Source organism: Rhodococcus sp. P4_E4 (assembly GCF_056401575.1).
The window spans coordinates 58,706-73,451 of record NZ_JBFUJB010000007.1; the positions used below are offsets into that span (position 1 = coordinate 58,706).

At 62.2% G+C, this 14,746-nt stretch carries 13 protein-coding genes and 1 tRNA gene; all 14 read left to right on the forward strand.

Features of this window, described 5'->3' with window-relative positions; genetic code table 11:
• Position 1 precedes the first annotated feature (1 nt).
• The 14 genes from nuoF to AC1DVN_RS10895 all read left to right on the forward strand — a co-directional run bounded on the left by nuoF (position 2) and on the right by AC1DVN_RS10895 (position 14,681).
• The gene (gene nuoF, locus AC1DVN_RS10830; protein ID WP_019748171.1) at positions 2-1,321 is read left to right on the forward strand and encodes an NADH-quinone oxidoreductase subunit NuoF; all 1,320 of its coding nucleotides are present in this window, start codon (positions 2-4) and stop codon (positions 1,319-1,321) included.
• Positions 1,318-3,735: an NADH-quinone oxidoreductase subunit G gene (locus AC1DVN_RS10835; protein WP_477993789.1), complete on the forward strand. Its 2,418-nt coding sequence runs from the start codon at positions 1,318-1,320 to the stop codon at positions 3,733-3,735. Before nuoF ends, AC1DVN_RS10835 begins: the two co-directional genes overlap by 4 nt.
• A complete protein-coding gene (gene nuoH / locus AC1DVN_RS10840; RefSeq protein ID WP_477845969.1) occupies positions 3,732-5,072 on the forward strand; it encodes an NADH-quinone oxidoreductase subunit NuoH in 1,341 nt (446 codons plus the stop codon). The genes AC1DVN_RS10835 and nuoH overlap by 4 nt, the downstream gene beginning before the upstream one ends.
• Positions 5,065-5,667 carry an NADH-quinone oxidoreductase subunit NuoI gene (gene nuoI, locus AC1DVN_RS10845; RefSeq protein WP_477845968.1) on the forward strand — a complete coding sequence of 201 codons (603 nt, stop codon included), beginning with the start codon at positions 5,065-5,067 and terminating at the stop codon, positions 5,665-5,667. The genes nuoH and nuoI overlap by 8 nt, the downstream gene beginning before the upstream one ends.
• Complete coding sequence (locus tag AC1DVN_RS10850) at positions 5,664-6,461, forward strand: NADH-quinone oxidoreductase subunit J (protein ID WP_019748167.1); 798 nt, start codon at positions 5,664-5,666, stop codon at positions 6,459-6,461. Before nuoI ends, AC1DVN_RS10850 begins: the two co-directional genes overlap by 4 nt.
• Positions 6,458-6,757, forward strand: a complete 300-nt coding sequence (gene nuoK / locus AC1DVN_RS10855) for an NADH-quinone oxidoreductase subunit NuoK (protein WP_003942238.1) — start codon at positions 6,458-6,460, stop codon at positions 6,755-6,757. The genes AC1DVN_RS10850 and nuoK overlap by 4 nt, the downstream gene beginning before the upstream one ends.
• Before the next feature lies 1 nt (position 6,758).
• The gene (gene nuoL / locus AC1DVN_RS10860) at positions 6,759-8,651 is read left to right on the forward strand and encodes an NADH-quinone oxidoreductase subunit L (RefSeq protein ID WP_477845967.1); all 1,893 of its coding nucleotides are present in this window, start codon (positions 6,759-6,761) and stop codon (positions 8,649-8,651) included.
• A complete protein-coding gene (locus tag AC1DVN_RS10865; protein ID WP_477845966.1) occupies positions 8,645-10,249 on the forward strand; it encodes an NADH-quinone oxidoreductase subunit M in 1,605 nt (534 codons plus the stop codon). The genes nuoL and AC1DVN_RS10865 overlap by 7 nt, the downstream gene beginning before the upstream one ends.
• Entirely contained in the window at positions 10,246-11,841 is a 1,596-nt protein-coding gene (nuoN, locus tag AC1DVN_RS10870) for an NADH-quinone oxidoreductase subunit NuoN (RefSeq protein WP_020969452.1), read from the forward strand. Before AC1DVN_RS10865 ends, nuoN begins: the two co-directional genes overlap by 4 nt.
• 4 nt (positions 11,842-11,845) lie before the next feature.
• The gene (locus tag AC1DVN_RS10875; RefSeq protein WP_020969451.1) at positions 11,846-12,529 is read left to right on the forward strand and encodes a lysoplasmalogenase family protein; all 684 of its coding nucleotides are present in this window, start codon (positions 11,846-11,848) and stop codon (positions 12,527-12,529) included.
• 30 nt (positions 12,530-12,559) lie between these two features.
• The gene (locus AC1DVN_RS10880; protein ID WP_020969450.1) at positions 12,560-13,144 is read left to right on the forward strand and encodes an RNA polymerase sigma factor; all 585 of its coding nucleotides are present in this window, start codon (positions 12,560-12,562) and stop codon (positions 13,142-13,144) included.
• Positions 13,141-13,860, forward strand: coding sequence for a hypothetical protein (locus tag AC1DVN_RS10885; RefSeq protein ID WP_099697714.1), 720 nt, complete (start codon positions 13,141-13,143; stop codon positions 13,858-13,860). The genes AC1DVN_RS10880 and AC1DVN_RS10885 overlap by 4 nt, the downstream gene beginning before the upstream one ends.
• A gap of 20 nt (positions 13,861-13,880) precedes the next feature.
• On the forward strand, positions 13,881-14,507 hold the full coding sequence (locus AC1DVN_RS10890; protein ID WP_020969448.1) for a class I SAM-dependent methyltransferase: 627 nt from the start codon (positions 13,881-13,883) through the stop codon (positions 14,505-14,507).
• A 103-nt stretch (positions 14,508-14,610) separates the two neighbouring features.
• Positions 14,611-14,681: transfer RNA gene (locus AC1DVN_RS10895), tRNA-Cys, on the forward strand.
• Positions 14,682-14,746 lie beyond the last annotated feature (65 nt).

A 14,746-nucleotide genomic window follows, 5' to 3' on the forward strand; every position in this document is an offset into this window, starting at 1 on the left:
CATGACACTCGCCCCCGTCCTGAGTCGATACTGGGATCAACCGAATTCATGGACCCTCGACAGCTACCTTCGCCGCGACGGCTACCAGGCGCTGCGCAAAGCGCTGGCCACGCCCCCCGACGCCGTGATCGAAACCGTCAAGGACGCGGGCCTGCGCGGACGTGGCGGCGCGGGCTTCCCGACAGGCCTCAAGTGGAGCTTCATCCCCCAGGTCTCCGAAGACAAGCCAGGAGACGGCAAGCCTCACTACCTCGTCGTCAATGCCGACGAGTCCGAACCGGGCACATGCAAGGACATGCCGTTGATGATGGCGACCCCACACACGTTGGTGGAGGGAGTGATCATCGCGGCGTACGCAATTCGAGCAGCGAAGGCGTTCATCTACGTCAGAGGTGAGGTTGTCCCGGTTCTGCGACGCCTGCAGACCGCTGTCGCCGAGGCTTACGCGGCCGGATATCTGGGCCGCAACGTCCTCGGTTCGGGTTTCGATCTGGATCTCGTCGTCCATGCCGGAGCCGGCGCCTATATCTGTGGGGAAGAGACGGCCCTCCTCGATTCGTTGGAGGGACGACGCGGTCAGCCTCGACTGCGGCCGCCGTTCCCCGCTGTCGCCGGTCTCTATGCCTGCCCGACCGTCGTCAACAACGTCGAGTCCATCGCGAGTGTTCCGTCGATCGTCCTGGGCGGCCCGGAGTGGTTCCGGTCGATGGGAAGTGAGAAGTCACCGGGATTCACGCTGTATTCGCTCTCGGGTCATGTCACCACCCCCGGCCAGTACGAGGCTGAACTCGGGATCACCTTGCGCGAGCTGCTCGAATACGCAGGCGGGGTCCGCGCTGGACACACCCTCAAATTCTGGACTCCCGGCGGATCCTCGACACCGATCTTCACCGACGAACATCTCGATGTCCCACTCGACTACGAGGGCGTCGGCGCCGCGGGATCCATGCTCGGTACCAAGGCCTTGCAGATATTCGACGAGACAACCTGCATCGTGCGTGCGGTGTTGCGATGGACCGAGTTCTACGCTCACGAATCCTGCGGTAAATGCACGCCGTGCCGCGAGGGCACGTACTGGCTGGTGCAGATCCTGCGTCGGCTCGAAGGGGGAACAGGAACCGAGGCCGATCTCACCAAACTTCTCGATATCTCGGACACGATCCTCGGAAAGTCCTTCTGCGCGTTGGGTGATGGAGCGACCAGCCCGATCATGTCTTCCTTGAAGTACTTCCGCGAGGAATACGTAGCGCATTTCGACGGGAACGGATGCCCGTTCGATCCTCACCGGTCCGTTCTCGCGACAGGAGCGTTCGTCTCATGACTGCAGCCGACGCCACCACTGGAACCGATGCGGCACCGCCGATTGATCTCGTCACCCTCACCATCGACGGCCGGGAACTCCAGGTCCCCCAGGGCACGTTGATCATTCGCGCTGCGGAGATGATCGGCACCCAGATTCCGCGGTTCTGCGATCATCCTCTACTGGACCCGGTCGGTGCTTGCCGCCAGTGCATCGTGGAAGTCGAAGGTCAACGCAAGCCGGTGGCGTCCTGCACGACACCGGTTGCGGACGGAATGGTCGTCACCACACAGCTCACGTCGCCTGTGGCCGAGAAGGCGCAACGCGGGGTGATGGAACTCCTGCTCATCAACCACCCTCTGGACTGCCCCGTGTGCGACAAGGGCGGCGAGTGTCCGCTCCAGAACCAGGCGATGTCGACCGGTCGCACCGAATCCCGGTTCGGTGAGGAGAAAAGGACCTACCCCAAGCCCATCCCCCTCTCGTCCGAGATCCTCCTCGACCGCGAGCGTTGTGTCCTCTGCGCCAGGTGCACGCGATTCTCGAGTCAGATCGCCGGCGACCCGTTCATCGATCTCCTCGAGCGCGGCGCGCTTCAACAGGTCGGGATCTACGCCAACGAGCCCTTCGAGTCCTACTTCTCGGGCAACACCATCCAGGTTTGCCCGGTCGGCGCGCTCACCAGTACGGCATACCGATTCCGGGCGCGACCGTTCGATCTGGTGTCCAGCCCCAGCGTGTGTGAACACTGCGCCGACGGATGTGCTCAGCGCACCGACCACCGTCGCGGAAAGGTTCTCCGTCGTCTCGCCGGGGACGACCCCGACGTCAACGAGGAATGGAACTGCGACAAGGGGCGCTTCGCTTTCACGTACACGACCCAAGGTGATCGGATCACCACTCCCCTGATCCGCAACGCTGACGGCGAATTGATTCCGGCGTCGTGGCCCATGGCACTCGACCTCGTTGCGCGATCCTTCGCGCAGACCCGCGGTGACGCAGGCGTACTCGTCGGCGGACGCTCTACCTTGGAGGACGCCTACGCCTACGGTAAGTTCGCGCGAGTTGCTCTCGCTACCAACAACATCGATTTCCGAATCCGCGCTCACTCAGCCGAAGAGGAAGATTTCCTCTCAGCTCACGTCGCGGGCCGCACACTTGAAGGGTCGGTGACGTACCAGGACCTCGAATCTGCCCCGACCGCGTTGCTGGTAGCTCTCGAGCCCGAGGAGGAGTCACCGATCATCTTCCTGCGACTGCGCAAGGCCGCACGTTTCGGCAAGACGACGGTGCTCTCCAGCGCGCCATTCGCTACGCGCGGCCTGCAGAAGATGGGCGGTGGTCTACTTCGGACCGTACCCGGAAGTGAAGCAGCTCTGATGAATTCGTTGTCCCACCCCAGCAGTGAGGAGGGTCAGCTCCTCCGGCAGCCCGGTGCTGTGATCCTGCTGGGTGAGCGACTGAGTGCGGTAGCAGGCGGCTTCGCCGCGGCGCTGCGACTCGCCGAATCGACGGGAGCTTCTTTGGCTTGGGTACCACGCCGCGCTGGTGATCGCGGCGCCGTCGAGGCCGGCGCGCTACCGGGATTGCTTCCCGGCGGACGCCCCGTTGCGGACCCGGCAGCACGTCAGGAGGTGGAATCGGTGTGGGGGGCCTCCATCCCGGCATCCGACGGTCGCGACGCCGCGAGTCTGCTGGATCCGGGGCAGACGACTGCTGCGCTTCTTGTCGGCGGCGTCGAGTTGAGTGATCTCCCGAACCCGGCGAAGGCAAGGGCCGCGATCGAAGCCGCAGGGTTCGTTGTGAGTTTGGAGATCCGTCACAGCGGAGTCACCGAACTCGCCGACGTCGTCTTCCCGGTGGCACCGGTCGCCGAGAAGCCCGGAACCTTCCTCGACTGGGAAGGCCGCGAGCGCGTGTTCGACACCGCGTTGAGAACGACAGGAGTAATGCCGGATCAGCGCGTTCTCCACGCGATCGCAGCCGAGATGGGCATCGATCTGGGCCTACCCGACGCAGATTCCGCACGCTCGGAGATACACCGCCTCGGCGCGTGGTCCGGATCGCGCCCCAACTCGCCTCAGGTCCCGTCAGGCACCATGCCCACACCGGCACTGGGCGAGGCAGTGTTGTCGAGTTGGCGAATGTTGCTCGACAACGGGCGATTGCAAGACGGCGAGCCCAACCTGGCGGGTACGGCACGGCCGTCGCTCGTGCGTTTGTCGGCCGAGACCGCTGCCGAGATCGGCGCCGACAACGGCGATCACGTTGCGGTGTCGACTGAATCCGGTTCCATCACATTACCGTTGGAGATCACCGACCTCCCGCCTCGAACAGTCTGGCTCCCGCTCAATTCACCGGGTAGCACGATCTACGAAACGCTCTGCGTCACCGCGGGGTCCGTGGTGAAGATTGCGAAGGCGGGAGCGCAATGAACACCCACGAGTACGGGACGGTCGCAGCTCCGGTCGACCTGTCGGCGTTCGGGCACGACCCGTGGTGGTTGGTGATCGGCAAGGCTCTCGCAATCTTCGTGTTCCTCGTACTCACCCCGCTGGTGGCGATCTACGCGGAACGAAAGGTCATGGCACGCATGCAGATGCGTGTCGGACCGAACCGCGTCGGCCCCCGTGGAATGCTCCAGAGCCTCGCTGACGGAATCAAGCTCGCCCTCAAGGAGGGCATCACACCGACCGGCGCCGACAAACCGATTTACCTCCTCGCGCCCGTCATCGCGGTCGTGCCCGCCTTCATGGCGTTTGCTGTCATCCCGTTCGGTCCACAGGTGTCGATTTTCGGAACCCGGTCACCCCTGCAACTGACCGATCTACCGGTCGGCGTTCTGTACATCCTGGCCGTCACTTCTATCGGTGTGTACGGGATCGTCCTTGCCGGCTGGTCTTCGGGATCGACGTATCCCCTACTGGGCGCACTTCGATCGACCGCTCAGGTCATCTCGTACGAGGTAGCGATGGGCCTGTCTTTCGCTGCCGTTTTCCTCTACGCCGGCACGATGTCCACGTCCGGCATCGTCGACGCCCAACAGGGAGCCTGGTACGTCTTTCTCCTCCTGCCGTCCTTCCTGATCTACGTGACAGCCATGGTCGGCGAAACCAACAGGGCTCCCTTCGACCTTCCCGAGGCCGAGGGTGAGCTGGTAGGTGGGTTCCACACCGAGTACTCCTCCCTCAAGTTCGCGATGTTCATGCTGGCCGAGTACGTGAACATGGTGACGGTGTCCGCTCTGGCCACCACGCTGTTTCTGGGCGGGTGGCACGCACCGTTCCCGTTCAATCTTTGGGACGGCGCCAATTCCGGTTGGTGGCCGGTGCTGTGGTTTGTCGCGAAAGTGTGGGGCTTCCTCTTCGTCTTCATCTGGTTGCGCAGCACGCTTCCTCGATTGCGCTACGACCAGTTCATGAATCTCGGCTGGAAGGTATTGATCCCAGCAGCTTTGGTATGGGTGATGGTGATCGCGACCGTTCGTGCGTTCCGCAACGAGGGCTACAACACCTGGGTCGTACTTCTCTGCGTCGCACTGGTTCTCGGAGCTGCGCTCCTGATCGTGTTGGCCGGGACTTACCGCGGCCGACGCCGAACTGCCGCGTTGGTCACCGCTTCGGGGACCTTGCCTTTCGATCCAATGTCGGGCGGCTTCCCGGTTCCACCGCTGCCTGGTCAAAAACTGCCTGGTCAAAAACTGCCTGGTCAGAACGTGCCACCGCCGCGACGCACAGATGTTTCCGACACATCGGAGGACTCCCATGCCTGAATTCCTCGGACCTATCGCGGGTTTCGGAGTGACGCTCTCGACCATGTTCAAGAAACCCGAGACCGAGTTCTATCCGGAGGAGAAGCGCCCCACCGCGCCCGGATACCACGGTCGCCATCAACTCAACCGGTATGCGGACGGACTCGAGAAGTGCATCGGTTGCGAACTGTGTGCCTGGGCCTGCCCCGCCGACGCGATCTATGTCGAGGGTGCTGACAACACCGAAGAAGAACGGTTCTCCCCCGGTGAGCGCTACGGGCAGGTGTATCAGATCAACTACCTGCGGTGCATCGGCTGCGGCCTCTGCGTCGAGGCCTGCCCCACTCGGGCCCTCACGATGACCAACGAGTACGAGATGGTCGACGACAATCGAGCTGGATTGATCTACGAGAAGGACCGACTGCTCGCGCCCCTGAAACCCGACATGACAGCGCCACCACACGCGCTGCGTCCCGGCACAACTCAGGACGACTACTACCGCGGCGACATCACAGCAGTACCCGAACAAGCAGCACCCGAACAAGCAGCACCCGAACAAGCAGCACCCGAACAAGCAGTATCCGAGCGAGAGCCGAACCCGGAGACCGAGAAATGATCGCGGCGGTCACGACCACGATCCTGGCGGAGGGAACGATGACATCGACCTCCACCGGCGAGGCGGTGCAGTTCTGGATCCTCGGAACCCTTGCGGTGATCAGCGCTTTGGGTGTCGTCGCCGCGCCCAAGGCCGTCTACTCTGCACTCTTCCTTGCGATGACGATGATCATCCTGGCCGTGTTCTACATCGTCCAGGGCGCGCTGTTCCTGGGTGTCGTCCAGATCGTCGTCTATACCGGCGCGGTGATGATGTTGTTCTTGTTCGTCCTGATGCTGGTGGGCGTGGATTCTTCGGACTCCCTGGTCGAAACGCTACGCGGACAACGAGTCAGCGCGATCGTGATCGGCGTCGGATTCGGGCTACTCCTTATCGGCGGCCTCGGAAATGCGTCGATCTCGGGCTTCACCGGATTCACCGGACTCGACCAGGGCAACATCGACGCACTCGCCGATCTCATCTTCATCCGCTACGTCTGGGCCTTCGAACTGACCGGCGCGCTGCTGATCACGGCGACACTCGGCGCAATGATGCTCGCACACCGGGAGAAGATCGGAGCCACACTCAGCCAACGCGAACTCTCCAAGCAACGATTCGCGTACCTGGGCAGCGATGAAGACAATCCCGAAAAGGGCTCGGCCACTCCACTCCCCAGTCCCGGCGTGTACGCACGTCACAACGCAGTGGACATGCCGGCCTTGTTGCCGGACGGAACGTTCTCGACGCTCTCGGTCAGCAGCGCGCTCACTCCACGTTCCCCGGATCCGAGCACCGGTGAGGAGACTCAGCGATGAATCCCGAGAACTATCTGTATCTGTCCGTCCTGTTGTTCACGATCGGAGCTGCAGGAGTCCTCCTGCGCCGCAACGCCATCGTGGTGTTCATGTGTATCGAATTGATGCTCAACGCCGCCAACTTGGCGTTCGTAACCTTCGCGCGCATGCACGGCAATCTGGACGGCCAGATCTTCGCCTTCTTCACGATGGTGGTCGCTGCGGCCGAAGTAGTCGTCGGCCTGGCAATCATCATGATCATCTTCCGATCTCGGCGTTCTGTATCCGTCGACGACGCAGACCTGCTGAAGTACTGATATGTCAGGAGGAATCACGTCCGCCATCTGGTTGCTCCCCGCCCTGCCGCTGTGCGGCGCGGCTGTTCTTATGCTGGCCGGTCGTCGCACGAACGCGTGGGGTCACCTGCTTGCCTGCGTCATGGCTATCGCGTCGTTTGTCGTCGCAGTGGTGTTTTTCATCGCCATGCTCGGCCGCGACACCGCCGACCGCACCGTCACCGAGCACCTGTTCAGTTGGGTCCCGGTCGACAGTCTTCAGGTCGAGTTCGGACTGCAACTGGACCAACTGTCGATGTGTTTCGTTCTGCTCATCACCGGTGTAGGTTCGCTGATTCACATCTACTCGGTCGGATACATGGCGCACGACCCCGAGCGTCGTAAGTTCTTCGCGTACCTCAATCTTTTCCTCGCTGCAATGCTGCTTCTGGTGCTCGCCGACAACTTCCTCGGACTCTACGTCGGCTGGGAAGGTGTCGGTTTGGCGTCATACCTGCTGATCGGCTTCTGGCAGCACAAGCCGTCGGCGGCGACTGCTGCCAAGAAGGCTTTTGTCGTCAATCGGGTGGGCGACATCGGGTTGATGATCGCAATGATGTTGATGTTCAGCACATTCGGCTCGCTCTCGTTCAGCAATGTCTTCGGCGACGCGTCCGGCGCAAGCGAAGGTGTCCTGACGGCGATCGGTCTGATGCTCCTCCTCGCTGCGTGCGCGAAGTCGGCGCAAGTGCCGCTGCAGTCGTGGCTCGGCGACGCGATGGAGGGCCCTACCCCCGTTTCGGCTCTGATTCACGCGGCCACGATGGTCACCGCCGGCGTCTACCTGATCGTGCGCTCCAATCCGATCTTCGATCTCGCGCCCGACGCTCAACTCGTGGTTGTCATCGTCGGTGCCGTGACGCTCCTGTTCGGTGCGATCATCGGCTGCGCGAAGGACGACATCAAGAAAGCGCTCGCCGCATCGACCATGAGTCAGATCGGATACATGGTCCTGGCCGCGGGTCTCGGACCAGCCGGATACGCCTTCGCAATCCTTCATCTGATCACCCACGGATTCTTCAAGGCGGGCCTGTTCCTCGGCGCCGGCTCCGTGATGCACGCGATGAACGACGAAACCGACATGCGGCGCTACGGCGGACTCCGGGCGTTCATGCCACTGACTTTTGTCACGTTCGGGCTCGGATATCTTGCCATCATCGGTGTTCCGCCATTTGCCGGGTTCTTCTCCAAGGACAAGATCATCGAGGTTGCAATCGGCGAGGGCGGCGTCAAGGGTGTTGTGCTTGGCATCGTCACGCTCTTGGGTGCGGCGCTCACTGCCTTCTACATGAGCCGCGTGATGCTGATGACCTTCTTCGGGAAGGCCCGCTGGGAGAACCAGAAACCTCACGAATCTCCGGCGGTGATGACGTCTCCGATGATCATTCTGGCGGTGGGATCCGTCGGGGCCGGCATGCTCCTGACCATCGGGTCCAGCTTGCAGAACTGGCTGGAACCGGTTGTCGGCGCCCATCACGTCGAACCGCCGATACCCGCATGGTCGATCACCGCGCTGGCGCTGCTCGCAGTTGCCGCCGGCGTCGCGATTGCTTATCGCGAGTACGCCACACGGGAGATTCCCGTGGTGGCACCGACTCCGGTTTCTCCGTTGACCGTTGCGGCTCGCCGTGATCTGTACGGTGACGCCTTCAACGAGGCGGTGTTCATGAAGCCGGGACAACAACTTACCAAGTCGCTGGAAGTGGTCGACACCAAGGGAATAGGCGGCGTCGTGGGTAGCTTTGCGGTGGTCGTCACCGGGTTGTCCACGCTCACGCGGAAGCTGCAGACCGGGTTCGTTCGTTCGTACGCGCTGGTGATGTTTGTCGGAGCAACACTCGTGGTCGCGACAATGATGGCGGTGACACTGTGGTGATCGAAGCGGCGGTGAGCGACTCTGTGACCAATGCCGGCTTCCCTGCGCTGACGGCGCTCTGGCTGCTTCCGCTCATCGGAGCGGGTGTTGTCCTCGCTCTGCCTGCACGGTCGTACCAATTTGCCAAATCTCTCGCGCTGGCAGTGTCCGTGGCAGTCCTGGTGATCGCCGCCGGTCTCGGAGTTGCGTTCGACCGCGGCGGCGAGCAGTTTCAGTTCGTCGAAAGCCACAGCTGGATACCGGCTTTCGGTACCAGCTACACACTCGGACTTGACGGCATCGCACTCGTTCTGGTTCTTCTCACCGCAGTGCTGGTGCCATTGCTACTGATCGCGGGCTGGAACGACGTCCCCGCGGACCCGGCATCACCCAAGCGGATGCCGCACACCTATTTCGCGCTGATCCTTGTTGTCGAGTCCATGGTGATGATTTCGTTCAGCGCCTTGGATATTCTCCTGTTCTATATTTTCTTCGAGGCAATGCTGATACCGATGTATTTCCTCATCGGCGGGTTCGGTGGAGTTGGCCGATCGCGGGCCGCCGTGAAGTTTCTGCTCTACAACCTCCTCGGCGGCCTGGTTATGCTCGCTGCGGTCATCGGCCTGTACGTGGTCACCACGCGCGACGAGAGTCCCTTCACCAGCGGCACTTTCGACTTCCGAGCGATCGCGTCCGCGGCGAGCAGCGGTGAACTCGGCGTCGGACCCGGGGTGCTCAACGCCTTGTTCCTCGGATTCATGTTCGCGTTCGCGGTCAAGGCACCGCTCTGGCCGCTGCACAGTTGGTTGCCGGACTCCGCGGTGGAATCGACTCCGTCGACAGCAGTGTTGATGATGGCGGTCGTGGACAAGGTAGGCACCTTCGCGATGATTCGCTACTGCCTGCAACTGTTCCCGGAGTCGTCGTCGACTTTTGCACCGTGGATCATCACGCTCGCCGTGATCGGGATCGTCTACGGCGCAATACTGGCGATCGCGCAGACAGACGTCATGCGACTGATCGCCTACACGTCGATTTCACACTTCGGCTTCATCATTCTCGGAATCTTCGCGATGACCAGCCAGAGCCAGGCAGGTTCCGCGCTGTACATGGTCAATCACGGAATCTCCACCGCCGCGCTGTTCTTGATTGCGGGCTTCCTGGTCTCGCAGCGAGGTACACGATCTATCTCGGCGTACGGCGGCGTCCAGAAAGTCGCACCCGTCCTGGCCGGCACATTCCTCGTTGCAGGGTTGGCAACACTGTCGCTGCCGGGTCTCGCGCCGTTCGTCAGTGAGTTCCTGGTGCTGATCGGAACGTACTCGCGCTACCACGTGGCCGCTATCGCGGCGACTGTCGCGCTTGTACTGTCCGCGATCTACATACTCTGGCTCTATCAGCGCATGATGGGCGGACCGGTGAAGGAAGGGCAGGGAACGATCCGCGACCTCGCGCGACGCGAACTCGTGGTGGTCGCCCCTCTGATCGCACTCCTCCTGCTCCTCGGCATCTACCCCAAGCCTGCCTTGGACGTCATCACTCCCGCAGTGAGCCACACGGTCGTCTACGAGGCACCGACGCCGCTCGTCGCCGACCACGAAGGAGGTGTCCACAAATGAGTTCCTTCAACGACGTGACCATCCTCGGCTCGGCCGACGCGGCATCACCCAGTATCGAATACAGCCTGCTCGCGCCGATGTTGATCGTGTTCGGTGTTGCGGTGGTCGGGGTACTCATCGAAGCCTTTGCACCCCGGCGTATTCGGTACCCAGTGCAACTCGTTCTCGGTGTCGGAGGTTTGGCGGCTGCGTTCGTGGCAGTGCTTCTGCTCGCCGGCACGCGGTCGACGGCGATGATGGGTTCTGTTGCGGTCGACGGACCGACGCTGTTCTTGCAGGCCACGATCCTTCTTGTGTCGATCCCCGCGGTACTGCTGATTGCCGAGCGAGGCTCGGGCAACACTGCCGAAGTGATTGCGCAACATGACGCGCTCGGCAGTTTCACCCCTCAAGCGTCGAGCGTCCCGGGAAGTGTTGCGGAGCAAGAAGCAGTGAAGGTCGGTATCGCCCAGACCGAAGTCTTTCCGCTCACGCTCTTTGCGGTCGGCGGTATGTTGTTGTTTCCGGCTTCGAACGATCTACTGACGATGTTCGTTGCGCTCGAAGTGTTCTCACTGCCTCTGTATCTCCTGTGCGGTCTGGCACGCAGACGTCGCCTGCTCTCCCAGGAAGCTGCGCTCAAGTACTTTCTGCTCGGGGCATTTTCGTCGGCGTTCTTCGTTTTCGGAATTGCGTTGCTGTACGGCTATGCCGGGACGGTCACGCTCTCCGGTATCGCCGACGCAGCACGCATCGGGTCGGGCACCGACGCCTTCCTCTGGCTCGGAACGGCCCTGGTGGCAGTGGGGTTGCTGTTCAAAGTCGGTGCAGTGCCGTTTCATTCGTGGATTCCCGACGTCTATCAAGGGGCGCCGACGCCGATCACCAGTTTCATGGCGACTGCGACCAAGATTGCCGCGTTCGGCGCCATCCTTCGCGTCTTCTACGTGGCCCTGCCCAATGAATACGTGAACTGGCGCCCTCTGATGTGGGCGGTCGCGATTCTCACGATGGTTGTCGGATCGATCGTTGCCGTGACGCAGACGGATATGAAGCGAATGCTGGCCTATTCGGCTATCGCGCACACCGGATTCATTCTGACCGCCGTGGTGGCCGACTCGGATGCCGGCCTCGCCTCGTCGATGTTCTATCTTCTGGCTTACGGATTCAGCACCGTGGGTGCGTTCGCCGTCGTCAGTGTGGTCCGGGACGCTGACGGTGAGGTCGCCGCACTGTCGCGCTGGGCCGGATTGGGCAGACGCTCACCATTGGTCGGCGTTGTGTTTGCACTGTTCCTGTTGGCTTTCGCCGGGATTCCGTTGACCAGTGGGTTCATCGGAAAGTTCGCGGTGTTCAGCGCGGCCGCCGAGGGTGGGGCCGCGCCTCTCGTGATCGTCGGCGTCCTGTGCAGCGCGATCGCCGCCTACTTCTACGTGCGAGTGATCGTGTTGATGTTCTTCACCGAATCGGCGGAAGACGCACCGACCGTCGTGGTGCCAAGTGCACTGACCAGCAGTGTGATCGGCCTCGGCGCCGGTGTAACGCTCATCCTCGGCATACTCCCCCAGCCGGCGCTCGATCTCGCCGAGCGTGCAGCGGACTTCGTGCACTGAGCCGATGCGTGAATCTGTTGGCGACGCCGGACTGCCGAGTACCTTCCGGTCGCCATGGTTTGTCGGGTTTTCCGCGGTAGCGATTCTTCATCTGATCCTGAATGCCGCTGATGCTGCGCCCTGGGACGGGATCACCAAGGTCATGCTCGCGCCGATTCTGGCTGCCTGGGTTGTCGACCAAGGCGGACCGAGGATTGTTGCTGCTGCGCTGATTGCCTGCGCTTTCGGAGACCTGTTCCTGATCTGGGACTCCACGTTTGTCATCGGGATGGCCGCCTTCGCGATCGGTCACGTCTGTTTCATCCGATTCTTTCTCTCGCACGGCGCTCTTCGGGAGATACGAAGGCGGCCATGGTTTTTGTGCGCGTACGCCGTTGCCGGAATTGCCCTTGTGTCGTACGCCTGGACCGGTCTCGAACCGGCACTTCGGATTGCCGTCCCTGTGTACGCCGCAATCCTGGTGGGAACCGCGTCCACCGCACTGGCCTACAACACGACCACCGGTATCGGCGGCGCACTGTTCCTCACCTCTGACGCCCTGATCCTGCTCGGTCAGGCGAACAAGTGGCAGCCTGCCGCTGCCGGCATCTGGATCATGACGCTGTACATCCTTGCGTTGTTGCTCCTGACCGTCGGAATCCTCGGCCGGAGTAACACGGCATACCGTCCATTGGCGCCCACGCTGTAAGGATCAGCAACCAGCCGGACATCTCTTCTTATGACGCCGAAATCCGAGGACGGGCCACCACCGAGCGACGAAGAGCGTTTCACCGTCCTGTGGGACGCCTACGCCGGTCGGGTGTTCGCGTACACCTGCCGCCACGTTGATCATCACAGCGCACAGGAAGTTGTCTCCGAGACGTTCCTCGTTGCCTGGCGACGCTTGGACGAAGTGCCCGAACAGGCACTTCCGTGGCTGTTGGTGGTGGCTCGAAACACCGTGAGCAACAACCGTCGGAGCGTTCGGCGCCATGATGCGTTGACCGAGAAGATGCGACGCATCGAACAGATTGCGGCATCGACGCCGGGCGCCGACGTTACTGTCACCGACCGCACAGAACTGCTCGAAGCACTGACAACACTCACCGTCACCGAGCGTGAAGCCCTACTCCTGACTGCCTGGGACGGATTGACCGCCACCGAAGCAGCGCGGGTCGCCGGGTGTTCGGTTCCAGCCATGCATGTTCGACTCTTTCGCGCTCGGCGTCGATTGAGCACCGGGCTGGCTTCAGAACCTGACACCGCGATCCCGATGAACACCGCCCGACCTTGCGCTGCCGCCGAACACGGGAGTACTCCATGAGCAAAGATTTGCTGACCACCCTCGAGAAGCTGCGGCCGACCGATTCTCTTTCCGCCGAACTCTGGCCCGAGAACGTCCAGGTTGCCGCTCGCATCCGAATCATCGCTGACGAAAACAACATTGGAACACCCAGAGTTCCACGCCGCCGGGTAGGCGCCGTAGCTCTCGTCGCGATGCTCTGTGCAGCGGGAATGGTGGGCTGCGCCGCTGCCACGGCGATGATGCCTAAACCGTTTACGGATATGTACACGGGTTGGCAGACCATGCCGGGAACCAACGGCGGAATAGATCCGTCCACCGCCGAGCGGGTCGGGTCCATCCCCGGACCTGACGGAACCGTGTTCAGCGTCTTCGTTGCCCACGGCGCTGATGGCTGGAGGTGCGTCGCCCCGGTTTTCGAGACGTCATCCGAGACCGACAAGGTTGGTCCGTCGAAATTCATCAGCCTCGGACACGGCTGCAGATCGAACGACGACTTGTACGGCGCAGATTCATTCGGGGGCGGCGCCGGGTACGAGGCCGGTTCGCACGAGGCGACCTACGACGCAGGGGCGGGAGGTGCCGTTCGGGCCGAACTTCACACCGCAGACGGCCAAATCTATCCGACAATTCTTGCCGAAGACCGCTTCTACGGATGGATTCCCCTCTCGCTCACCTTCCCGCGTCCAACTCTCGTCGGATATGCCGCAGACGGGACGGTCGTCGGCACCCGGTGAGCTGTCGGTACCCTCGAAAGATGACTGCACAGGCCCCGAACGAGCGCATCCCCAGCCAGTGGGAAGAGATCACTGCAGCCGACTCGACGCATTCCACACGATATGTCGAGCGTTTCCGTTCCATGAGAGCGGACGGCAAGGACATTGTCGGGGAAGCACGTTTGATCGACGCGATGCTCGGACGCGGTGGCCGGGTTCTCGATGCAGGGTGCGGGCCGGGCCGACTCGGCGGTTATCTGCACGACGTCGGGCATGTGGTTGTCGGAGTCGACGTTGACCCGGTTCTCATCGCTGCCGCGGAGGAGGACCACCCCGGCCCGACGTGGCTTGTCGGCGATCTCGCCGAGCTCGATCTACCGGCCCGCGGTGTCGAGGCGAATTTCGACGTCATCGTGTCGGCAGGCAACGTGATGGCGTTTCTCGCTCCGCCAACCAGGCACGCAGTATTGTCAGGATTTGCTCGTCATCTCGCTCCGAGCGGCCGAGTGGTCATCGGATTCGGTGCCGGCCGCGGCTACGAGTTCCCCGAGTTTCTCGCCGACGCGGCCGCGAGTGGCCTCGAGGCTGATCTGCTGCTGTCTACGTGGGACCTGCGCCCGTTCAAGGACAATTCCGAATTCCTGGTCGCGGTGTTCTCCCGCGCCTAGCCCGCCAGTTCACCGCCTTCCCCACAACCCGTCACATGGCGATCAATTCACCCTGATCACAATCCTGGCGACTGTTGTTCACTACGAACATAATTGGATCAATGCGGGTGTGGCCGAGCGGCAAGGCAGCGGTCTGCAAAACCGTCCACGCAGGTTCGACTCCTGCCATCCGCTCAGCTTGCGAACCAGCGACTCATGCCGCGACCAACCACCTACCAATGACATTCGGTGCACGCAGC

Excerpts from the sequence above, each read along its gene's own strand:
- AC1DVN_RS10835 (WP_477993789.1), top strand. The coding sequence starts at position 1,318 with ATGACTGCAGCCGACGCCACCACTGGAACCGATGCGGCACCGCCGATT.
- AC1DVN_RS10850 (WP_019748167.1), top strand. The coding sequence starts at position 5,664 with ATGATCGCGGCGGTCACGACCACGATCCTGGCGGAGGGAACGATGACA.
- nuoH (WP_477845969.1), top strand. The coding sequence starts at position 3,732 with ATGAACACCCACGAGTACGGGACGGTCGCAGCTCCGGTCGACCTGTCG.
- AC1DVN_RS10890 (WP_020969448.1), top strand. The coding sequence starts at position 13,881 with ATGACTGCACAGGCCCCGAACGAGCGCATCCCCAGCCAGTGGGAAGAG.
- AC1DVN_RS10885 (WP_099697714.1), top strand. The coding sequence starts at position 13,141 with ATGAGCAAAGATTTGCTGACCACCCTCGAGAAGCTGCGGCCGACCGAT.
- nuoK (WP_003942238.1), top strand. The coding sequence starts at position 6,458 with ATGAATCCCGAGAACTATCTGTATCTGTCCGTCCTGTTGTTCACGATC.
- AC1DVN_RS10880 (WP_020969450.1), top strand. The coding sequence starts at position 12,560 with ATGACGCCGAAATCCGAGGACGGGCCACCACCGAGCGACGAAGAGCGT.
- nuoI (WP_477845968.1), top strand. The coding sequence starts at position 5,065 with ATGCCTGAATTCCTCGGACCTATCGCGGGTTTCGGAGTGACGCTCTCG.
- nuoL (WP_477845967.1), top strand. The coding sequence starts at position 6,759 with ATGTCAGGAGGAATCACGTCCGCCATCTGGTTGCTCCCCGCCCTGCCG.
- AC1DVN_RS10875 (WP_020969451.1), top strand. The coding sequence starts at position 11,846 with ATGCGTGAATCTGTTGGCGACGCCGGACTGCCGAGTACCTTCCGGTCG.
- nuoN (WP_020969452.1), top strand. The coding sequence starts at position 10,246 with ATGAGTTCCTTCAACGACGTGACCATCCTCGGCTCGGCCGACGCGGCA.
- nuoF (WP_019748171.1), top strand. The coding sequence starts at position 2 with ATGACACTCGCCCCCGTCCTGAGTCGATACTGGGATCAACCGAATTCA.